This window comes from Geothrix terrae, from assembly GCF_022808775.1.
In the GTDB taxonomy this organism is placed as follows: Bacteria; Acidobacteriota; Holophagae; order Holophagales; family Holophagaceae; genus Geothrix; species Geothrix terrae.
On the sequence record NZ_JAKZLA010000005.1, the window covers coordinates 205,423 to 225,376 of the forward strand.

General features: G+C 68.9%; 16 protein-coding genes and 2 tRNA genes. 6 read left to right on the top strand and 12 right to left on the bottom strand.

Going from position 1 to position 19,954, the window contains the following annotated elements:
• Positions 1-6: 6 nt before the first annotated feature.
• The 5 genes from MLE42_RS11380 to MLE42_RS11400 all read right to left on the bottom strand — a co-directional run bounded on the left by MLE42_RS11380 (position 7) and on the right by MLE42_RS11400 (position 7,296).
• On the bottom strand, positions 7-3,162 hold the full coding sequence (locus tag MLE42_RS11380) for a TonB-dependent receptor (protein WP_243288004.1): 3,156 nt from the start codon (positions 3,160-3,162) through the stop codon (positions 7-9).
• Positions 3,163-3,432: 270 nt separating this feature from the next.
• Positions 3,433-3,837 (bottom strand): bacteriohemerythrin, encoded by a 405-nt coding sequence (locus tag MLE42_RS11385; RefSeq protein ID WP_243288005.1) that lies wholly within the window; start codon positions 3,835-3,837, stop codon positions 3,433-3,435.
• Positions 3,838-4,160: 323 nt separating this feature from the next.
• A tRNA-Leu gene (locus MLE42_RS11390) sits at positions 4,161-4,247 on the bottom strand.
• A 186-nt stretch (positions 4,248-4,433) separates the two neighbouring features.
• Complete coding sequence (gene nadE, locus MLE42_RS11395) at positions 4,434-6,143, bottom strand: NAD(+) synthase (RefSeq protein ID WP_243288006.1); 1,710 nt, start codon at positions 6,141-6,143, stop codon at positions 4,434-4,436.
• Between the two features lie 10 nt (positions 6,144-6,153).
• On the bottom strand, positions 6,154-7,296 hold the full coding sequence (locus MLE42_RS11400; protein ID WP_243288007.1) for a sensor histidine kinase: 1,143 nt from the start codon (positions 7,294-7,296) through the stop codon (positions 6,154-6,156).
• A 23-nt stretch (positions 7,297-7,319) separates the two neighbouring features.
• Here MLE42_RS11400 and MLE42_RS11405 point away from each other — a divergent pair, with 23 nt between their 5' ends.
• On the top strand, positions 7,320-8,147 hold the full coding sequence (locus MLE42_RS11405; RefSeq protein ID WP_243288008.1) for a pyruvate, water dikinase regulatory protein: 828 nt from the start codon (positions 7,320-7,322) through the stop codon (positions 8,145-8,147).
• Positions 8,148-8,213: 66 nt separating this feature from the next.
• On the opposite strand, the gene pap is transcribed toward MLE42_RS11405, so the two are convergent.
• Positions 8,214-9,689, bottom strand: a complete 1,476-nt coding sequence (gene pap / locus MLE42_RS11410; protein ID WP_243288009.1) for a polyphosphate:AMP phosphotransferase — start codon at positions 9,687-9,689, stop codon at positions 8,214-8,216.
• A gap of 93 nt (positions 9,690-9,782) precedes the next feature.
• Here pap and MLE42_RS16185 point away from each other — a divergent pair, with 93 nt between their 5' ends.
• Complete coding sequence (locus MLE42_RS16185; RefSeq protein ID WP_275975873.1) at positions 9,783-10,652, top strand: energy transducer TonB; 870 nt, start codon at positions 9,783-9,785, stop codon at positions 10,650-10,652.
• Between the two features lie 44 nt (positions 10,653-10,696).
• Here the strand turns inward: MLE42_RS16185 and MLE42_RS11420 are convergent, their stop codons facing one another.
• Positions 10,697-12,340, bottom strand: coding sequence for an NAD(P)/FAD-dependent oxidoreductase (locus MLE42_RS11420; RefSeq protein ID WP_243288010.1), 1,644 nt, complete (start codon positions 12,338-12,340; stop codon positions 10,697-10,699).
• A 166-nt stretch (positions 12,341-12,506) separates the two neighbouring features.
• Between MLE42_RS11420 and MLE42_RS11425 the strand changes: the two genes are divergently transcribed.
• Both MLE42_RS11425 and MLE42_RS11430 read left to right on the top strand, forming a co-directional pair.
• A complete protein-coding gene (locus tag MLE42_RS11425) occupies positions 12,507-12,737 on the top strand; it encodes a cytochrome c3 family protein (RefSeq protein WP_243288011.1) in 231 nt (76 codons plus the stop codon).
• Positions 12,738-12,864: 127 nt separating this feature from the next.
• Positions 12,865-13,782: a TIGR01777 family oxidoreductase gene (locus MLE42_RS11430; protein WP_243288012.1), complete on the top strand. Its 918-nt coding sequence runs from the start codon at positions 12,865-12,867 to the stop codon at positions 13,780-13,782.
• A gap of 6 nt (positions 13,783-13,788) precedes the next feature.
• Here the strand turns inward: MLE42_RS11430 and MLE42_RS11435 are convergent, their stop codons facing one another.
• The 3 genes from MLE42_RS11435 to MLE42_RS11445 all read right to left on the bottom strand — a co-directional run bounded on the left by MLE42_RS11435 (position 13,789) and on the right by MLE42_RS11445 (position 16,864).
• The gene (locus MLE42_RS11435; protein ID WP_243288013.1) at positions 13,789-16,080 is read right to left on the bottom strand and encodes an ATP-dependent helicase; all 2,292 of its coding nucleotides are present in this window, start codon (positions 16,078-16,080) and stop codon (positions 13,789-13,791) included.
• Between the two features lie 9 nt (positions 16,081-16,089).
• A complete protein-coding gene (locus MLE42_RS11440; protein WP_243288014.1) occupies positions 16,090-16,464 on the bottom strand; it encodes a c-type cytochrome in 375 nt (124 codons plus the stop codon).
• Positions 16,465-16,531: 67 nt separating this feature from the next.
• Entirely contained in the window at positions 16,532-16,864 is a 333-nt protein-coding gene (locus MLE42_RS11445) for a c-type cytochrome (protein ID WP_243288015.1), read from the bottom strand.
• Between the two features lie 47 nt (positions 16,865-16,911).
• Between MLE42_RS11445 and MLE42_RS11450 the strand changes: the two genes are divergently transcribed.
• A tRNA-Leu gene (locus MLE42_RS11450) sits at positions 16,912-16,997 on the top strand.
• A 10-nt stretch (positions 16,998-17,007) separates the two neighbouring features.
• Here the strand turns inward: MLE42_RS11450 and MLE42_RS11455 are convergent.
• Positions 17,008-17,550: a hypothetical protein gene (locus MLE42_RS11455; RefSeq protein WP_243288016.1), complete on the bottom strand. Its 543-nt coding sequence runs from the start codon at positions 17,548-17,550 to the stop codon at positions 17,008-17,010.
• Between the two features lie 63 nt (positions 17,551-17,613).
• Between MLE42_RS11455 and MLE42_RS11460 the strand changes: the two genes are divergently transcribed.
• Positions 17,614-18,492 carry an aldose 1-epimerase family protein gene (locus MLE42_RS11460; RefSeq protein ID WP_243288017.1) on the top strand — a complete coding sequence of 293 codons (879 nt, stop codon included), beginning with the start codon at positions 17,614-17,616 and terminating at the stop codon, positions 18,490-18,492.
• Between the two features lie 7 nt (positions 18,493-18,499).
• Here the strand turns inward: MLE42_RS11460 and miaB are convergent, their stop codons facing one another.
• Positions 18,500-19,804, bottom strand: coding sequence for a tRNA (N6-isopentenyl adenosine(37)-C2)-methylthiotransferase MiaB (miaB, locus tag MLE42_RS11465; RefSeq protein ID WP_243288018.1), 1,305 nt, complete (start codon positions 19,802-19,804; stop codon positions 18,500-18,502).
• Positions 19,805-19,954: the final 150 nt, after the last annotated feature.

Sequence of the window (19,954 nt, forward strand, 5' to 3'; positions counted from 1 at the left end):
CGAAGATCAGAACTTGGCGCGAACGCCCAGCTGGACCTCGCGGGTCTTGTCCTTGGCCACCGTTCCGAGCTGGCCGAACTCGGCATTCGAGAGGATGTAGCCATTCGGGGAGCGGACGCTGTAGTCGGCCTTGTTCAGGACGTTGTAGATGTCGAGGATGCCCTCGATCTCGAACTTGCCGTAGATCTTGAAGTTCCGGCTCAGGCGGAGGTCGAACTGAGTGTAGCCGGGCTGGCGCAGGTCGCCGCGGGTGTGATCAGGGGCGAAGTGGTTGGCCATGCCGTCCCCGTTGATGTCCCCAGCGAGGTAGGCGGAATAGGGGAGGCCGCTCTGGTAGAGGCCGCGAACGGAGCCCTCCACGCCCCACCAGATGGGGAAGTAGGCCACGACATTGACCACCCAGCGCCGGTCGCTGTCCCCGTAACCGTAGTTGGAGGCGGGATCCTGGGGGTCCGGCGTGAGGGAGGCGCCCAGCTCGCTGCTGAAGTTCGGGCCGGAGGATGTGTAGGTGCCGCGCTCGAAGGAGCCGGTGTCCTGGGCCTTGGACCAGGTCACGTTCCCGATGACGCCGGTCTTCTCGTCCCAGGTCTTCTTCAGGTTGAAGCTCAGGCCGCGGTAGTGGCCCCAACCATCGGTCTTGACCAGGTAGACATCGCTGAATCCGCCGACGGGATTGCCGGCAGCCAGGCTACCCGGGCGGAAGTCCACCCGGTGACCCCGGATGATGGCGTAGCCGGGACGGTTGGCTGTGACGTTGGACCAGTAGTTCGTGCCGGCGCTGTAGCCGTCCTCATAGTGGCCGCCGGCCACCAGGGGTCCGCCGGCCCCGGTCAGCTGGCCCAGGTTGATGTTCTCGAACCGCTGGAGATTCTCGTACTTCACGTAGGTGGCCGTGAAGCCCATGGTCAGGTTGTTGCCGAAGTCATGCTCGATGCCCAGGCTGGCCTTCTTGGAACGGCTCAGCTTGTTGTCGGGGTCCCACAGGGAGGTGGATGAAGTGACCGCGGGCAGCGCGGCCAGCTCGGTGTCCGTCAGGTGGCGCATGGAGCTGCCGCTGATCAGGTTGCCGGCGCTGAGGAGGCCTCCGGGATTGAAGGTGGCCAGGTTGGTGGCCCGGTTCAGGCTGAGGCTGTAGTTGGTGATGATCTGGCCGTTGCCCGTCATGGTGTTGGAGTGCAGCAGCAAGGGCGTCGGGCTGCTGAAGGAGCCGTAGCCTCCGCGGATCACGGTCTTGCCCCGGCCGTCCAGGTCGAAGCTGAAGGCGAGACGGGGATCGACCGCATGGGCGCTGGTGGCCTGGTCCAGTCCCTGGAAGTTGGGATTGGGGGCGGGGTTGTCCGAGAAGGACTGGCTGAGCGTGCGGAGGCCGGCCGTCAGGGTCAGGCGCCGGTCGAACAGGCCGGAGTACTGGGCCTGGCCGAAGAAGCTGCTGGTTTTCGTCCACATCTGGATGCGGCCGTTGTACGGGCTGACCGCTCCGCTGTAGGTGATGGCGCCGCCGGGATCGGAGGTGGTGCCGAGCGTCCCGTTGGCCCAGGCGGCAGCCGCCCCGTAGGTGCCGAACTGGAAGCGGCCGGCGTTGTTCTGGAAGAACTGGTTGTCCACGTCGACCTTCATGAGGTCGAGCCCGCCCTTCAGCTGGAGGTCACCGTGGTTCCAGGTGGTGGCGCTGTAGAACTGGTTGGTGATCTCGTTGCTCTCGCGGGGCGTGGAGGTCTTGGTGCCGAAGGCCATGAAGCTGGCGCTGGTGGGCACCTCGATGGAGGGGACGCCGACCACGGAGTTGTTCCGCATGGGCCGGGCCTCCCGGGCGATCTGGAGGCGGCTTTCCGTGAACAGCTCGCTGGTCCAGATGTCGTTCGCCTCGAGCACCCAGCTGATGGACTGGGTCTTGGTGGGAATGTTGTTGCTCTCGGCGTTGTTGGGATTCGCACTGGTGTTGTTCAGCGTGTCATCCATGGTCTGGAAGTTCATCCGCAGGACGAAGCGGTGGTTCTCGTTCATCGCGTAGTCCAGGCGCCCGAAGTACACCGTGTTGGTGTTCTCCATGGGATAGGCGTGGGGTGGGATGCCAGCGCCAGGATTCCCGAACTCCTGCGCGAGCGTCAGGCCGCCCAGGTTCGTCACCACGCCGCCCAGGGGGCTCGCCACCAGGTTGTTGAAATCCGTCTGGGTCATCCCGGCCGCGCCACTGATCGTCGTCGGATTGGGATTGGCCGTGATGCTCTTGTTGTAGCGCTCCACCCCGACGAAGTACCAGAGCTTGTCTTTGAGGATGGGCCCGCCGACGTTGAAGTTCACGTTGGTGGAGTCGTTGAACCGCTGGAGGTTGGTGGGCGTGTTGAAGGTGTGGTTGGGATCGAAGGGAACCGGCTTGGGGCGGGCGCTCCAGCTGGTGCGGCGGATCTGGTAGAGGGCACTCCCTGTGAAGTCGTTGGTGCCGCTCTTCGTCACGGCGTTGACCGTGGCGCCGGCCTGGCCGTACTGGACGTCATAGCCGTTGGTGACGATCTGGAGTTCCTTGATGGTGTCCGCGCCGAAGATGAAGGGCGTGTAGACCCCGCCGCGCTGCTCGTTGAAGAAGGCCGAGTTGGTGCTGGCGCCATCGATCTGGATGGCATTGAAGATCTGGCGGCCGCCCTCCACCACGAGGCGGTTGTTGCTTCCGGATACGACCCCCGGCGACAGCTTGGCCATGTCGGTGAAGTTGCGGCTCACCAAGGGGACGGCCTCGATCACCGTGGCGTCCACACTGCTCATGACGTTGACTTCCTTGGTGTCCACCCCGCCCGAGGTCCCCACGATCTCGACCATGGCCTCGGCCTCGGCCTTGTCCAGGCTGAAGTTCGCGACGGTCGCCTGGCCCAGGGACACCACGACATTGGCATCCTTGAGGCTCCGCATGCTCGGGGCGGTCACGGTGAGCTCGTAGGCGCCCACGGGGAGGAGCCCGATCTGGTACTCACCCTGGGCGCCGGAGACGGCGCTCCGCGTGAGCCCCGTCTCCCGGTTCCGCAGGGAGAGGGCGGCCCCCACGACGGGCTTTCCCGCCTTGTCTCTGACGGCGCCACGCACGGCGCCGGCCGTGGACGTGGTCTGGGCGGAGGCGACCGTGGCACAGGCCAGGGCCGTCAGGATGAGGGGGGTCCAGCGTCGGGTCATCGTCGCTCCTGGGGCCGGATGTCCGGCCATCTTGGGGTCCCCATGGTCGATGGGCTTCCGGCCACGGGTCATCGGGGAATCCCCAAGGATCGTCTGTGTTGCCCCAGAGACTCAAGCACCTTTTTTAGGTAAAAAACGGTTACATTCCTGCTCCCCACCCATTTCAGGGGCCATGGACAGGGCGAACAGGGCGGCCCCCCCGCGAAGGATCCACCACGTCCCGCCCCGGTCCGGCATCAGCAGGTCTCCGCCAGGCTGGCGACCGGTCGCTCAGGCCAGATTCCGCGACTTCAGGAAGGTCACGAACCCGAAATCACCGTCACTGATGTGGTGCTTCAGCCAGCCTTCCATGAAGGTCGGCACCATCAGGGCCAGGGCGTGGGGGCTCTCCTGGAACTTGCTGAGCAGCTCGTGGAGGCTCGTGAGCATGGACGCGTGCTCGGCCACGTGCTGGGTCAGGTCCGGGTAGGCGTACCGCGCCATGAAGGATTCCTCCGTGGCGAAGTGGCGCTCGGAATGGCTGACCAGCGTGGCCAGGAGCCCCTCCACCTCCGTGCGGTCAGCACCGGATTGGACGGAACTCCTGAGGCGATCCACGGTGGAGAAGAGTTCCTGGTGCTGCTCGTCGATGATCTGGATGCCCGTGTTGTAGCGGGTGTTCCAAACAACATCCATGGGCCAGATCCTTTTCGCGGCGACGGGGTTTTGGATCCGGTCAGAGGCCGACGCGAGCAGGCATGCACCACACGGATCTTTCCTCAGAGGACTTCCAGGTGAATGTAGTCTTCCACGACATCCAGATCAAGAAGATTGTGATTTCCCACCTGATGCCAGGCAGCACAGGGGAAAGGGCCCCACTGGGGCCTTCGGGTGGTACCGGTGGTCGGACTCCGGTTCCCGCCGCGCCTGAGGCGTTCCCGGCGGCGCCTACCTGGCCGCCATCCGCGACTTCGAGCCCGACCACCGGATACGAGAAGGGCCCCGTCGGGGCCCATGGGTGGTACCGGTGGTCGGACTCGAACCGACACTCCTTTAGGGGGAAACGGATTTTGAGTCCGTCGCGTCTGCCATTTCGCCACACCGGCACGAAGGGTCAGGATAGCGCGGCGGCGCGGGTTCGCGATAGCTCCAGTCCAGGGGCATCCATGCCCTTTCAGGAGCCCGTCAGCGGCGCCCGGCTTGGCGGTGCACCGCGCGGGGATCCGGGGGTGTGGCGCAGCGTGACCCCAGATCCTCGCAACGCATGCGTTGCGAGGGGACCCCCCAGACCATCAAAGGGCCGTGAGGGGGATCCTCCGTCCGGCACCAAACGCCTTGGGGCTCACCTTGAAGGCGAAGGGAAGCTGGCGCCGCTTGAACTCGCTGCGGCGCAGGAGGCCGAGGATGCGGGGCAGCGCGGCCCGCGCCTGGCCCAGAGCCGGGCCGTCCAGCAGCAGGGCCAGGTCATCGGCGAGGCCTTCCTCGGGGCGCTGGGCCTCGAGGGCCGCGCCCAGGATGGCATCCAGCTGGGCGTAGGGCAGCAGACTGGCCTCGTCCGTCTGGTCCGGACGCAGCTCCGCCGTGGGGGGGCGCTCCAGCACGCCGCGGGGCACGGCCTCGCCGAGTTCCCGCGCCACCGCGTACACCCGGGCCTTGAGGCAGTCGCCCAGCGGCGCGAAAGCCCCGATGCCGTCGCCGTAGAGGGTGAAGTACCCTGTGGCCGCCTCGCTCTTGTTGCCCGTGTTCAGCACGGCCACCCGGCCGGTGCCGAGACGGCGGTGGACCTCCGGCTCCGACGTCAGCGCCATGAGCAGGCTGCCGCGGCAACGGCTCTGCAGGTTCTCGTCCGTGAGGCTGAAGGGGCGACCGGGAAGCGCCTGTTCCAGTGCGGCGGTGAACCCTGCGAACGGCGCGTCCACATCGATGTGCAGGAAACCCATGCCGAGCTGCCGGGCCTGCTGCTCCGCCAGGGCCGAGCTCTCCCCGCTGCTGAAGCGCGTGGGCAGGGCCACGCCCAGCACGCGGCCCGGACCCAGGGCCTCCACCGCGAGCGCCGCGGCCACGGCGCTGTCGATGCCGCCGGACAGTCCCATCACCAGGGCCTCGAGCCCCTGCTTGGCCAGGTTCTCGCGGATCCCCAGCACCAGGGCGGTCCGCAGCCAGGATCCCTCCTCGACGGGCCGCCAGGCCCCGCCGGGTTGCCCCGTGTCCACCATGAACAGGCCCTGGTGGAACGGCTCGCAGCCCTGCCAGCGCCCATCGGGAAGGGCGAGACCCGATCCACCATCGAAGAGCAGCCAGCTCTCCGCGCCCACCCGGCTGGCGTAGGCGATGGGAACCGCGTGCTTCTGGGCGAGCCCCGGCAGCAGGCGCTGGCGTTGGGCGTCCTTCGAGGGGATGGCCCAGGGGGTGGTGCGCCCCTGCGGCAGCCAGCTCCCGAGGGCACTGGGGCTCGCGCTGGCGTTGAGGATCAGCGTGGCGCCCGAGGCGGCCAGGTCCGCGATGGGATCAAGGCCGTAGTCCACCGGCGCATTGCCCAATTGCGGATCCGCCCAGAGGTCTTCGCAGATGGACAGGCCGATGCGGTGGCCACCGAAGGCCACCAGGGGCTGGGGCGAGAGGTCCGGCTCGAAGTAGCGGTGCTCGTCGAAGATGTCGTAGCTGGGCAGCACGCGCTTGTGGGCGCAGTGGCGCAGGCTGCCGCCCTCGCACCACCACAGCTCGTTCCAGAGGCGGCCCGAGGGCGCGGGCCGCGCCGTGCCAAAGAGCAGCGGCACGGCGCCCGTCAGGGCGGCCAGGCGATGGGATTCGCGCTCGATCCGGTGGCGCAGCCCCTGCTCCCAGAGCCGGTCCTCGGCCAGGTATCCGGGGATGGCGAGCTCCGGCGCCAGGACCAGCTCCGCCCCCGCGGCCACGGCCTCCGCATAGGCGGCCTCCAGGACCCGGCCGTTGCCTTCGGGATCCCCCAGGCGGGCGTTGAGCTGGAGCAGGGCGATGCGCATGGCTAACAACTTACCAGCGGATCTCCGCGCAGGTGCCACGCCCCTCGCGGGGCGCCAGACGCAGGTCCGCCCCCTGGGCGTTCAGCCATTTCAGCGCCAGGGGGAGCCCGAGCCCGGTCCCGTCCGGCCGGCCGCTCTCGAAGGGCCGGAGCATGCGGATGGCGGTGTCTTCGGACAGCCCGGGGCCGTCGTCCAGAATATCGATCCGCCCCTGGGCCACCCTCACCAGGATCCGCCCGCCCAGGGGCGTGGCCTGGCAGGCGTTCTCCAGCAGGTTCACCAGGGCCTGATGGAGCAGCAGCGGGTCGCCCGTGGCCTCCCCTTCCCCCTCCACCGCCAGGACGCGGCCCTGGCTCACCGGCCGGCGCTTCAATTCCACCACCGCCTGGGCGACCGTCTCCTCCAGGCGGAGCGGTTCCGCGGCCGGATCCAGCGGCTTCGCCCACTGGAGGAACCGCTGGACGAGCCGTTCCAGATCCTCGGTCTCCTCCAGCAGGGCCTCCGCGGCCTCGCCGTGGCCGCTTCGCTTCAGCATCTGGCCCCGGCCCTTGAGGACCGCCAGCCCGTTCTTCAGCTGATGGGCCACGCCCGCGGTCATCTCGCCCAGGTCCGCGAAGCGCTCTCGCAGCTGCCGGCGATGCGCCTCCGCCTCGGCCTCGGTGACATCCTCGAACTGCACGAGCGCGCCGATGCGATCCGGGGCTTCGATGCGCTGGAGCCGCCAGCGGCGCCCGCCGGCGGCGCACCGCCAGGGAGGTCCGGGATCCCGTCCCAGGGCCTCCCGCAGCCAGGGGAAGGGCTCCAGCACGAACGCCGCCTCCAGGCCCACCACACCTGGCCGCACCCCCAGGAGGTCGCAGCCCCTCTGGTTCAGCGCCGCCAGCCGCTGGCGCTGATCCACCCAGAGCACGCCCATGGGCAGCGCGTCCAGCAGCCGCTCGTGGACGGTCCGGAGTTCTCCGAGGGAGTTCGCCAGCTCGCCCCGCTCCCGCAGGCTGCCGGACACCGCCGAGAGCAGGAGGGCTTCGGGATCCGCCTTCGCGCGGCGGTGCAGGCGCGCCAGACGCACCAAGACGAGGGCCAGGCCGCCGAGGGCCACTCCCGCGGGAAGGGCCAGCGCGAGCCACACGATGGTACGGGACAGCGGTTCCATCGCCCCAGGGTATGCTCATTCCCATGGACAGACAGCCCATCTACGTGGTGTCCGGAGGTTCCGGCGAGACCGCCATGCGGATGGTGCAAGCGGCGCTGACCCAATTCGCCAAGGGGGAGGGCTCCGCCCTGGTCCGGAGGTTCCAGAACGTGCGGTCCAGGGAGGACATGGACCGGGTGCTCCAGCTGGCCGCGGACAAGCGGGCGGTGATCATCCACACCACGGTGTCGCGGGAGATGAGGTTCTACCTCGCGGACCGCTGCGCGGAGCTGAGGCTCACCCAGGTGGACCTCTTCGGCAACCTGCTGGACACCCTGGCCCTCTACCTCCGGGAACGCCCGGAGGAGCGCCCGGGCAGCTTCCACGCGGTGGGCGACAAGTATTTCCGCCGCATCGAGGCCATCGAGTTCGCGCTGAAGTTCGACGACGGCATCGACATGGCCGGCCTGCCGGACGCCGACATCGTGCTGGTGGGCATCAGCCGCACCAGCAAGACGCCGCTCTCCATGTACCTCGCCATGGAGGGCTACAAAGTGCTCAATGTGCCGCTGGTGCCCGGCGTGCCGCCGCCCCCCGAGCTCGATTCCATCCCCCAGGGCCGCATCGTGGGGCTCACCATCCAGCCGGACCGGCTCCAGGAGATCCGCGCCTACCGCCTCAAGCGCCTGGGCGCCTCCGGCAGCGCCGACAGCTACAGCGATCTGGGGCGCATCCTGGAAGAGCTGGTCTACGCCGACGAAATCTTCAAGCAGCACCGCCGATGGCCCATCCTCGACGTCACCGGCCGCAGCATCGAGGAGACCGCCGGCCTGGTGCTGGACCGGGTGTTCGGCAAGGAACGGGCGGTTTAGAGTTCTCAGCTCTCAGTAAAGGCGGCTGTCAGCCTCTTTAACCGACAGCTGAGAGCTGACATCCTCCTAAAGCTCCTCCTCCAGCCGCTTCACAATGGTCCGGAGGATCTTGATCCGGCCGTAGTACTTGTCCTCGCTCTCCACCAGGGTCCAGGGGGCGATCTCGGTGCTGGTGCGGTCGAGCATGTCGCAGATGGCCGTCTCATAGGTCGGCCACTTCTCGCGGTTGCGCCAGTCCTCCTCCGTGATCTTGAAGCGCTTGAAGGGGGTCGTCTCGCGCTCCTGGAAGCGGCGGAGCTGCTCCTCCTGGCTGATGGAGAGCCAGAACTTGAGGAGGAGGCTCCGGCTGCGGACGATCTGGTCCTCGAACTCGTTGATCTCGCTGTAGGCCCGCTGCCAGTCCGTCTCGGAGCAGAATCCCTCCACCCGCTCCACCAGCACCCGGCCGTACCAGCTGCGGTCGAAGATGGCCACCCGGCCGCGGCGCGGCAGGTGGCGCCAGAACCGCCAGAGGTAGGGCTGGGCCCGCTCCTCCTCCGTGGGCGCCGCGATGGGATGGATCTGGTACAGCCGGGCATCCAGGGCCTGGGTGACGCGGCGGATGCCGCCCCCCTTCCCCGCCGCGTCCACGCCCTCGAAGGCCAGCACCACGGCGTGTTTCCGGAAATTCCGGTGGCGGGTGAGCAGGTTCAGCTTCCCCTGCAGCGTGAGGAGTTCGTCCTCGTAGTCCTTCTTGTCCATCCGCCGGGTCAGGTCCAGGGCACGCAGGATGTTGACTTCATCGATGGGCCTGCGGGGCGGGTGGCTCGGCAGGACCGGCGCCACGGGCGCCGGCTGGTCGAGCCGGGCCCGCAGCCTCTCGAGCAGGATCTTCCCCACCGTGAGCCGCTGGTAGCGGGGATCGGTGGCCTCCACCACGATCCAGGGGGCATCCCCCGTGCTGGTGGATCGGAGGGCCCGTTCGGACACCTCCCGGAAGGTGTCGTACATCTCGAAGCGCTTCCAATCCCCCGGCGTCACCCGCCAGCGGGTCTTGGGATCCTTCTCCAGCCCTTTCAGGCGCTTCTTCTGCACGTCCTTCCCCAGGTGCATCCAGAACTTCAGCACCAGGGCGCCTTCGTGGATGAGCATCTGCTCGAAGCGCGCCACCCGGGTCATGTCCTGGTCCAGATCCGAGGTCTTGATCCGCCCGTAGGCCCGCTCCAGGATGGGCCAGGTGTACCAGGAGCCGTCGAAGATGCCGATCTTGCCCTTGGGCGGCAGCAGGCGCCAGTAGCGGTACATGTGGGGCCGCTCGCGTTCCTCGTCGGAGGGCTCCGCGAGGCCGTGAGTCTGGATGTGCCGCGGGTCCATCCACTCGTTGAGGGTGTTCACGGTCTCGCTCTTGCCGGCCCCGTCCACGCCCGCCACCAGGATGATGACGGGGAACTTCGCCGAGGACAGGTCGTACTGGGCGTCCAGCAGCGCCTCCCGCAGGAGGGGAACCTCGCGCTCCCACACCTCCTTCTCGATCCTGTGGCCGAGCTCCGCGGATTCGAACATGGCTCCTCCGGGGCGGATGGTCCGCGCGTCGGGCCGACAGCGCGATGGGTGATTCTAGGCCGCTTCCTGGGATCATGGGGGCCTGGAGCCCTCATGATCCGACCCGCCGCCCTCCTGATCCCCGCCTGTCTGGTCTCCCCCTGCCTGATCGGCGCCCAGGCGCCCGGGACGCCGCAGGAGGCCCCCCACGCTCCGGTCCGGGCCATCGCCCTCGCCCTCGCCCTCAAGGGGACCGCATCCAGCCTGGATCTCCCGGGCATCCAAGCGGAGCTCACCGGTCTCCTCAGGACCGGAGGCATCGCCGTAGTCCCCACCTCGGAGGCCTCGAATGCCCAGGGGGCGTACCGGCTGGATCTCTCCCTGGAGGTCACGGACTTCCCGGAGGGATCCCATCTCGTGGCCGTCCAGGGGGCCCTGGAGCGGCTCACGGATCTGGATGGGCTCGCCAAGGGCGAGGAGTTCCGATGGGTGGGCTATTCCACCTCCGCCCACGCCGCGGGAGAGGCTTTCCCCCTGGAGGCGCGGCGCCTCGCATTCCTCGTGGCCGCCTCCCTCATCAGCAAGGCCGCGGCGGCACACGACCTTGCCACCTCCTCGGCCCCGAGCGCAGCCGCACCTGCCGCCATGCCCTTCCCCATCCCGGCCTCACCCTTCCCGAAGGCGGTGGAGGTGCCCTTCAGCAAGGAGCGGATCAAGCACCAGCCGCCGGCTCCCGCCTACGCCTCGGCCGCCAAGGGGGTGGGGATCCAGGGCACGGTCCACGTGATCGTCACCGTGAACCCCGAGGGTCGTCCCGTCCGAGTCCTGGCCGAATCCGGGCCGCAGGAGCTCAAGGCCGCGGCCCTGCGGTACGCCCTCCAGTGGCGGTTCGAGCCGGTGGTCCGGGACGGGACCCCGCGGTGGGCCTGGTTCAGGCTGCCCATCCCCCTCAAGCTCGGGCAGCCCGTTCCCTCGGCGAACTAGGTTCGGCCTGGGGGCTTCCCCGGCCGGCTCCGAGATCCGCCCGCTCAGTATTCGTTCGCCAGGTCTCCCACCCGCACCTGCTTCTCGAAGGGCTGGAACACCGGCGCGCCCGCGGCCTGGGCGATCCACTCGGCCACGCGGATGCCGTCCACGGCGGCACTGGTGATGCCGCCCGCGAAGCCGGCGCCCTCGCCGCAAGGATAGAGGCCAGGGTGGGTCACGGACTGTCCGTCCTCCCCCCGCAGGAGCTGGATGGGGCTGCTGGTGCGGCTCTCGATGGCCAGCAGGATGGCCTGGCTGCTGGCGAAGCCGTGGATCTTCCTGTCGAAGGTGGGTAGCGCGCCCGCCAGCTGCTCACGCACGAAGTCCGGCAGGCAGGTGCGCAGGTCCGCGGCCACGGCGAAGGGCTTGAAGCTGGTGCGGGGGAGGCGGCCCGTGGCGCGGCCCTTGAGGAAATCCAGCACCGACATGGCCGGGGCGCCGTAGGTATCGCCCGCGGCGCGGAACGCCGCCTGTTCCCACCTCCGCTGGAAGTACATGCCGCCCAGGAGGTGGTCGCTGCCGAAATCCGCCGTGTTCACCTTGGCCACCAGGCCCGAGTTGGCGAAGCCCGAGTCGCGCTTCTCGTTGCTCATGCCGTTCACCACCACGCCGCCTTCTTCGCTGCTGCACTGGATGACCTCACCTCCGGGGCACATGCAGAAGCTGTAGGCGGCGCGGTTCAGCCCAAAGTTGCAGACCAGCTTGTAGTCCGCCGCGGGCAGCGAGGGATGACCGGCGCTGGGGCCGTACTGGGAGCGGTCGATGAGGTCCTGGGGATGCTCCACCCGCACGCCCATGGCGAAGGGCTTCTGGCGCATGGCGACGCCATGGCCGTGCAGCATCTCGAAGGTGTCCCGGGCGCTGTGGCCCGGCGCCAGCACCAGGGCCTCGCAGGGGATCTCCTCGCCGCCGGCCAGCACGGCGGCGCGGACGCGGCCCTGGTCATCGAAGCGGACATCCGCCAGCCGGGCCCGGAAGCGGTACTGCGCCCCCCGGGCCTGGGCCTCCTTCCGGATGAGCACCGCGCAGCGGCGGATGACATCCGTGCCCACGTGGGGCTTGGCCAGGTAGAGGATCCGCGGATTCGCGCCGAAGCGCACGAAGGCCTCCAGCACGTATCGGGTGGCCGGATGGCCGATGCGCGTCGTGAGCTTGCCGTCGCTGAAGGTGCCCGCGCCGCCTTCGCCGAACTGGGCGTTGGCCTCGGGATCCAGCACCGCGTCCTTCCACAGGCCCGCGATGGCCTGCACGCGCTCGCCCATGGCCGGGCCGCGCTCGAGCACGATGGGCTCGATGCCGTAGTCCAGCAGGCGCAGGGCGCAGAAGGTGCCGGCGGGGCCGCTGCCCACCACCACCACCCGGGGCCGGCGCGGCGGCGCGGCCACCGCATAGGGCGCCGGGGCCGGGGCCACGTCCAGCTTGAGGCCACCGGGCAGCGCCCCCGGTTCCAGCCTCCGGTCCGTGTCGAAGCTGACCGTCGCCAGGAAGCGGATGGCCCCCTTGTGACGGGCGTCAAGACTGCGGCGCTCGAGGGTGACGGCCTGGTACTCCTCCGGCTTCCCCCCCAGGGCATGGGCCAGGGGAATGGCCAGGTCGAGCGCCTCTTCCCCCAGGTTGAGCGGCAGGTTGGAAAAAAGGTAGCGCATGAGGCCTCGGCAGGGGGGCCACCGGGGCCCAAAGCCAGGTACCAGCCTAGCGGTCAGCCTCACGAATCGAGACAGAATCTCTTGGATACAAACCCGTGACACTCGATGCAGAATGGGGGCATCCCCTTACCGCCGCGCACTGCGGCCCACCCCCCCAGGAGATTCCATGCGCCGTTCCATCCTCCTCCTCGCCGCTGCCGCCTTCCTGTGCACCGTGCCCGCCATGGCCAAGCCCACCACCGTGAAGGGCGCCAAGTGCACCACCTGCCACGAGGGTGCCCCCAAGGACAAGAAGTTCAATGCCGCCGCCGCCAAGATGGTCGCGAAGTACAAGGAAGCCCAGTGCAAGGATTGCCATGGCTGGGCGGACGGCAAGTTCACCACCAAGAAGAAGTAGCCTTCCCCGATCTCTGGAAGCGGCGCGGAAACCTTCCGCGCCGCTTTTTTATGGATCGACCGGAGCGCCCCGCTCATCCGATCGTCTTTCCATGGACAATCGAGTCGGTGTTTCCCCGGGAGGCGCTGTGGAATCGAAGGCTCTGAATCGGGTGGTGGTCGCCGGTGGGACAGGATTGGTGGGCCGGCCGCTCGTCCGCGACCTTCTGGACCTGGGGGCCCAGGTGCATGTGCTGACCCGTCGCGCGGCGCCTCCGGATCTGCCCGCGGGCGCTCATGCCCACGGATGGGAGGACCTCCCTGCTCTGCTGGATGGCGCGGACGCGGTGATCAACCTGGCGGGCGAGGGCATCGCCGACCACCGCTGGACCGTGGCCCGCAAGGCCGCCATCCGGGAGAGCCGGATCCAGGCGACCCGCCGGCTCGTGGAGGCCATGCGGGACTGCCAGAAGCCCCCCAGGGCCTTGGTGAACGCCTCGGCCATCGGCTATTACGGGGCCCGCGACAGGATCCCCGTGGACGAAGGCGCCGCGCCGGGGACCGGATTCCTCGCCGAGACCTGCCGGGATTGGGAGGCGGAGGCCATGGACGCCTCGACGATCGGGGTGCGCGTGGTCCGCATCCGCACCGGGGTCGTGCTGGCCCGGGAGGGCGGCGCCCTTCCGAAGATGGCGCTGCCGGTGCGGTACTACCTCGGCTGCGCGCTCGGGTCGGGAAAGCAGGGCTTCAGCTGGATCCACCGGGACGACCTCGTGGCCATGTTCCTGGAGGCGGCGGCGAACGACGCCTGGGAAGGCCCCTTCAACGGTACGGCACCGGGATTCCTGGACAACGAGGCCTTCACCGATCTCCTGGCGCGCCAACTGCACCGCCCTCTCCTTCCGATCCCCGGACGCCTCACCGCGGCCGCCATGAAGGTGGTGCTGGGCGACATGGCCGACGCCCTGCTGCTCCAGGGCGCCTTCGTGGTTCCGGCCCGGGCCAGGGCCCTGGGCTTCGAGTTCCGGTTCGCCGAGGCGGCCGTGGCGTTGGCGGATCTGCTGTGATCGTGCTCAGGCCCTTGCCAGTCCCCCGAAGCGGGCCATGATGCGCTTGTCCCCACCCTGGTCGAAGCGAACGGTGTAGGTGAGTCCTTCGCCGCGGCCGGTGGCGGCTAGCACGGTGCCCTCGCCGAAGCGCGGGCTCCGCACCCGGGTGCCCGGCTCGAACGCATTCGGATCCTTCGTTTCGGCAGGTTCGGAGAACGTACCGCCATCCGGCTCCGATGGCGGCACCTCTTTGACGCGGTCGAAGAAGCTGCGGATGCGCTGGAGCTCCGTCGCCACCGAGGACCCGCCGGCGCCCCGGCTGAAGGAGCTGCCGGGCCGCACGCCCTCGCCGGACTGGTAGAGCTCGGTGCCCCAGCGGATGGGCGCGGCCAGCGTCTCCGCCGGGATCTCCCGCAGGAAGCGGCTGGGCATGGAGAGCATCTCGGTTCCCATGATGCGCCTCCGCCGGGCCGCGCTCAGCGTGAGGCGCTTCTGGGCGCGGGTGATGGCCACGTAGAAGAGCCGGCGCTCCTCCTCCAGCCCCTCCGGCGTCTCCCGGGCGTTTCGGTTGGGGAAGACGTCCTCCTCCATGCCGATGACGAAGACGTAGGGGAACTCCAAACCCTTGGCGCAGTGGATGGTCATGAGGCTGAGCTGGGCGGATTCCTCCACTTGATCGGCGTCCGCGGCGAGGGTGATGCGGTCCAGGAACTCCGACAGGCGCAGGCCCAGCGACTCGGATTCCGCCGCGGCGCTGAGGAATTCCTCCAGGTTGCGGATGCGGCCCTCGGCCTCCAGGGTGGCCTCGTCCTCCAGGCTCTGGAGGTAGCCGCTCTCCTGCAGCACCCACTTCACCAGGCCCGAGAGGCCCTGGGCCTCCCGCTCGGCGGCGGCGCGGTGGAACAGCTCCAGGAACTTGCCCATCTCCCGCTGGGCGCGGCCCTTCAGCTCGCCCGACCGCAACAGCACCGCAAGCCCCTCGAGGGGCGTGCCGCCTTCGGGAATGGCGCCCTCGATCTTCCCCAGCGTGGTGGGCCCCACACCGCGGGTGGGCGCGTTCACGCAGCGGCGGAAGCTCACCAGATCGAAGGGGTTCGAGATGAGGCGCAGGTACGAGATGAGGTCCTTCACTTCCTGGCGCTCGTAGAACTTCACGCCGCCCACCAGCCGGTAGGACAGGTTCTGGGCCCGCAGGGCCTCTTCCATCTGCCGGGACTGCCAGTTGGCGCGGTAGAGCACGGCCACCTTGGCCTCGGGATCCCGGTAGCGCAGCTCCTGGATGCGCTGCACCACCCACTCCGCCTCCTGCCGCCCCTCGTCCGCCAGCTTGAAGGTGATGGTCTCGCCGTCCCCCAGGTCGGTCTTCAGCGCGCCCTTGCCCTCCACGCGCTGGGAGTTGTTGGAGATCACCTCCGAGGCCGCGTCGAGGATCTTCTTCGTGGAGCGGTAGTTCTGCAGCAGCTCGATGCGCACGGCCTCGGGGAAGTCCTGCTGGAAGTCGAGGATGTTGCGGATGTCGGCGCCGCGCCATCCATAGATCGACTGGTCTTCATCACCCACCACGCACAGGTTGTGGTGCCGCTTGGCCAGGTGCTGCACCAGCAGGTACTGGGCGCGGTTGGTGTCCTGGTACTCGTCCACCAGGATGAACTTGAAGCGCTCCCCGTAGGCCGCCTGCACCACGGGATCGCGGAAGAGCCGCTCGGTGTAGAGCAGCAGGTCGTCGAAGTCACAGGCCCGGTGGTTCCGGAGGCCCTTCTGGTAGAGGTCGTAGGCGTCCAGCACCCGGCGGGTCCAGGGGTCCAGCGCTTCTTCCCGGGCCTCCTCGGGCAGCAGGCAGCGGTTCTTGAAGTCGGAGATCAGCTCCAGCACCCGCTTCGGGTGGTACTGCTTCTCCGGCAGTTTCAGCTCCGCCAGCACCTGCTTCATGAGGCTCTTCTGGTCCGCCGGGTCGAAGATGACGAAGTCGCGGCCCACGGGCGTGCGCTCGCCCTCGCGCCGGAGGATGCGGGTGCAGAAGCTGTGGAAGGTGCTCACCCACATCTGCGCAGCGGGCACGGAGACGAGCCGCTGCACGCGCTCCCGCATCTCCTCGGCGGCCTTGTTGGTGAAGGTCATGGCCAGGATGGAGCCGGGGTGGACGCCCTCCTCTTCGATGAGCCAGGCGATGCGGCGCGTGATCACCGTGGTCTTGCCCGACCCCGCCCCCGCCAGGAGAAGCAGGGGTCCGTGGGCGTGGCAGACTGCCTCCCGCTGGGGCGCGTTCAGGTTGCGGAGCAGGGGGTGGTCGGATGGGTGGCGGGACGCATCGGGCATCCCTTCATCCTATCGGCCCGTCCCTGCCTTCGGCGCGATGGCTTTGCCCTTCTCGGCCTTCCTGAGGACCTCCTTCACCAGGAGTCCGGCATCATCTTCCGTCAGCTTGGCTTTGAAGGAGGGCATGACGAGGCCGAAGAAGATGCCTTTGCGGATGGTCTTGATCATGTCCGCGTCGGTCTCCTTCGCGGCCTTCTTCGCATCCGTGAAATCGAAACCACCCAGCTTCTTCCCCTCTGCGCTGTGGGCGGAACCATCGGGCCCGTGGCACTTGACGCAGTTCTCGGCGAAGAAGGCCCGCAATTCGTCCACGGATTTCGTGGGCGCCTGGGCCGTCAGGCCAATTGGGATCAGAAGGGCGAGGATCATCACACCGACCCGCATGGTCACCTCGATGAATGTTGAAACACGTGCCCAGCATGGGCCGGAAGCTGGCCTCCGCAAGGGCCCCTCAGGGTTTTTTGTGCGCCGCCAGGGGCCGCAGCACGTCAGCCACCAGGCGCCGGGCGTCCTCCTCCGAGAGCTGGCGCCCGAATCCCGGCATCGCTCCCCGGCCCTTGAGAACGGAGGCCGCCAGCGCAGCGTCCTCCTGGCGGACGAGCCAGCGACTGTCCGCCAGGTTCCGGCCTCCCAGCCGGGCCCCGTTGGGCCCTCGTCCCGTGCCATCCGCTCCGTGACAGACCAGGCAGCGTTCCCGGTAGAACTCCCGGAGATCCCTCGCCTGGGCGGCCGAGGGGGCAGACAGGGCCACCAGGAGCGGCAGCGCGATGGAACGGATCCCCATGGCTCGACGCTACCATGGGCCCGCGGGCCCCGTTAGGCTGGAACGGCGCGCCCGTGGCGGAATGGCAGACGCCGCGGACTTAAAATCCGCTTCCGGAAACGGAGTACCAGTTCGAGTCTGGTCGGGCGCACCAAGTCCAGGACTTAGCCCTGCTCGGACATCAGCTTCAGCAGGGGGATGAGGATCCCGTTGAACCGCTTCCAGCCGGAGAGGTCGCCACGCACCAGGCGGTGGACCTTCACCCAGTCGCCCTCGGCGGCGGCCTTGGGGACTTCCTTGAGCATGAAGTCGTAGGCCAGGATCCGGGCCGCCAGAGCCGGCTCCAGGGCCCGTTCCGGATCTTCCACCAGATCGGCGCCCACCAGCTTCCCGAACCGGGCGTACTCGGCCCGGCCCCGCACGGGAATGAAGCCCCTGCCGCAGAACCTGGCGCCGTCGCCTGGCTCCGTGTTGCCCAGGGCACGCTTGAACTCGTACATGCGCCGGAAGTAGGCCTCACTGCCCGGCTCCCGCTCCGGGGCGAACAGGTAGCTCTCCGCCCCGATGGTGGCGATGGCCGCCACCTCCGTGGCCGGCTCCAGGATCTGGAGGGAGGCCAGGGCATCGACCACCAGTGGCCAGTGCGTCTCCACGCTCGCGAGGGGCGCGTGAAGGGTCGTCGCGATGACGTCCGCCTTGAACACCATGACTGGCTCCCGGAGGAATGCAGGCTAGGCGGGCAATCTACCACGGTCCGGTAATCTGGCGGCATGGACATCCACCGATTGCACACCGGCGAAGCCGAGGCCCTCATCGCCGCGACGGGCGCCGAGCTCCAGGCCCTGCGCCTGGGCGGACACGATCTCCTATGGGAGGCGGGCCCCCTCTGGCCCCGGCACGCCCCCCTGCTCTTCCCCATCGTGGGGCGGGTCAAGGACGACACCCTGCGACACGCAGGAAAGGTGTTCCCCATCTCCCGCCACGGCTTCGCCCGGGACCGGGACTTCACCTTGATCGAGGGCACCGCCACCACCTGCACGGCCGAGCTGCGGGACGACGAGGCCACCCGCGCGGCCTATCCGTTCCCCTTCCTCCTGCGCGCGGCCTACACGCTGACTGCCACCTCGCTGCGCATGGACCTCACGCTCCGCAATCCGGGCGAGGCGCCCCTGCCCGCCAGCCTGGGCCTGCACCCGGCCTTCCGCTGGCCCCTGGGCTCGAACGCTCCCAAGGCCGCGCATCGGCTGGTCTTCGAGGCGGACGAGCCCGGCGCCCTGCACCGCCTGGGCGCCGATGGCCTGCTGGATCCCGCGCCGCGCCCCACTCCGATCCAAGATCGGGTGCTGCCTCTGGACGAGGGGCTGTTCCGGGAGGATGCCCTGATCTTCCTCGAGCCCAGGAGCCGCAGGGTGCGCTTCGAGGCCGAGAGCGGCCCCGGCCTGGAGCTTCGCTGGGAGGGCTTCCCCCACCTCGGGATCTGGGCCAAGCCGGAACCCGGCCCCGCCTTCCTCTGCATCGAGCCCTGGGAAGGCCATGCCAGCCCCGCGGACTGGGACGGCGACATCAGCGCCAAGCCCGGGGGCTTCCTGCTGGCGCCCGGCACCACCCGCCGCTGGAACCTCACCCTGAAGCTGACGGCTGATAGCTGACGGCTTCCTAAACCAGCTCCGCGCCCAGGAAGTGCGGGCTGGCCAAGGTGATCCTCGCCTGCACCAGCTCGCCGAAGGGCAGCTCCCGGCCGGGGCCGACGGCCAGGTGCACAGTCTTCCACTCGCCGCTGCGGGCCAGCCACCAGCCCTGCTCCGTGGGGCCGTGGGTCTCGACGCGAACAGGGATCTCACGGCCCACGAAGCGCTGGTTGCTGGCCCGGGTCAGCTCCGTCTGGCGCTTCTGGAGGCGGGCCAGGCGATCGGACTTCACGGCCATGGGCAGGTCGTCCTTGAGGCGCAGGGAGGGTGTGCCGGGGCGCGGCGAGTAGATGAAGCTGAAGGAGGCGTCGAAGGCCACCTGGTCCAGCACCCGCAGGGTGTCCTCGAAGTCCTCGTCCGTCTCGCCGGGGAAGCCCACGATGAAGTCCGTGCTGAGGGCGATGCGCCCGCGGGCCTCGCCCAGGTAGCCCAGGCGCTCCAGGTACTCGGCCACGGTGTATTCCCGCAGCATGCGGCGCAGCACGCGGTCGCTGCCGCTCTGCAGGGGAAGATGGAGGAAGGGCGCCACTTTGGGGTTGGCCGCCAGGACGTGGGCCAGTTCCTTCGTGAAGTTCATGGGATGGCTGGTGGTGAAGCGGATCCACTCCAGGCCCTCCACCTCGGAGACGCGCTCCAGCAGCTCAGCGAAGGTGCAGCCGCCGGCGTAGCTGTTCACGTTCTGGCCCAGCAGCTCCACCTCGCGGTAGCCGCGCTCGACCAGCCCCCGCACCTCGGCCACCACATCCGCGAAGGGGCGGTGGCGCTCGGCCCCGCGCGTGGTGGGCACGATGCAGTAGGTGCATGCGTGGTTGCAGCCCTCGGTGATGGTCACCAGCGCCTTGGCCGTGTCGCGGCGCCGGGCCACCGAGGGCGGGAACAGGTGGTTGTCCGGGTACTCGCCTGTGTCCATGACGCGGGCCTTGCCGGATCGGGCCTCGGCCACCAGGCGCGGCAGCTGCTTGAGGGCCATGGTGCCCAGCACGAAGTCGATGTGGGGGGCGCGCTTGAAGAGGGCGGCCTGCTCCTGCTGGGCCAGGCAGCCCGTGACGCCCACCAACAGCGGGCGCCGCTGCTTCTCCTCCCGCAACCGGCCCAGCTCCGAGTAGACCTTGTGGACGGCCTTCTCGCGGATGGAGCAGGTGTTCAGCAACACCAGCTCCGCGTCCTCCGCGGCGTCCACCGCCTCGAAGCCCTCCGCCGACAGCAGCCCCGACAGCTTCTCGCCGTCGTGGTCGTTCATCTGGCAGCCCCAGGTCTCGATGTGGAACTTCATGCAAGGCCTCGGTCCTGGGGCTGCTGGATGAAGGGGACTACCCCCCGATCGCACGGCGCCTCGCGCCGTGCTCCCGCTCCCCGGCTGCGCCGGCTCGTGGAGGGGGCCCCGTTCTGGCAGCCCCGGGTCTCGATGTGGAATTTCATCGGT

Coding starts and splice junctions, on each gene's coding strand:
- MLE42_RS11405 (WP_243288008.1), top strand. CDS start 7,320: ATGGACAGACAGCCCATCTACGTGGTGTCCGGAGGTTCCGGCGAGACC.
- MLE42_RS11440 (WP_243288014.1), bottom strand. CDS start 16,464: ATGCGGGTCGGTGTGATGATCCTCGCCCTTCTGATCCCAATTGGCCTG.
- MLE42_RS11400 (WP_243288007.1), bottom strand. CDS start 7,296: ATGGAACCGCTGTCCCGTACCATCGTGTGGCTCGCGCTGGCCCTTCCC.
- MLE42_RS11425 (WP_243288011.1), top strand. CDS start 12,507: ATGCGCCGTTCCATCCTCCTCCTCGCCGCTGCCGCCTTCCTGTGCACC.
- MLE42_RS11385 (WP_243288005.1), bottom strand. CDS start 3,837: ATGGATGTTGTTTGGAACACCCGCTACAACACGGGCATCCAGATCATC.
- MLE42_RS11460 (WP_243288017.1), top strand. CDS start 17,614: ATGGACATCCACCGATTGCACACCGGCGAAGCCGAGGCCCTCATCGCC.
- MLE42_RS11455 (WP_243288016.1), bottom strand. CDS start 17,550: ATGGTGTTCAAGGCGGACGTCATCGCGACGACCCTTCACGCGCCCCTC.
- miaB (WP_243288018.1), bottom strand. CDS start 19,804: ATGAAGTTCCACATCGAGACCTGGGGCTGCCAGATGAACGACCACGAC.
- MLE42_RS16185 (WP_275975873.1), top strand. CDS start 9,783: ATGATCCGACCCGCCGCCCTCCTGATCCCCGCCTGTCTGGTCTCCCCC.
- pap (WP_243288009.1), bottom strand. CDS start 9,689: ATGTTCGAATCCGCGGAGCTCGGCCACAGGATCGAGAAGGAGGTGTGG.
- MLE42_RS11380 (WP_243288004.1), bottom strand. CDS start 3,162: ATGACCCGACGCTGGACCCCCCTCATCCTGACGGCCCTGGCCTGTGCC.
- nadE (WP_243288006.1), bottom strand. CDS start 6,143: ATGCGCATCGCCCTGCTCCAGCTCAACGCCCGCCTGGGGGATCCCGAA.
- MLE42_RS11420 (WP_243288010.1), bottom strand. CDS start 12,340: ATGCGCTACCTTTTTTCCAACCTGCCGCTCAACCTGGGGGAAGAGGCG.
- MLE42_RS11435 (WP_243288013.1), bottom strand. CDS start 16,080: ATGCCCGATGCGTCCCGCCACCCATCCGACCACCCCCTGCTCCGCAAC.
- MLE42_RS11445 (WP_243288015.1), bottom strand. CDS start 16,864: ATGGGGATCCGTTCCATCGCGCTGCCGCTCCTGGTGGCCCTGTCTGCC.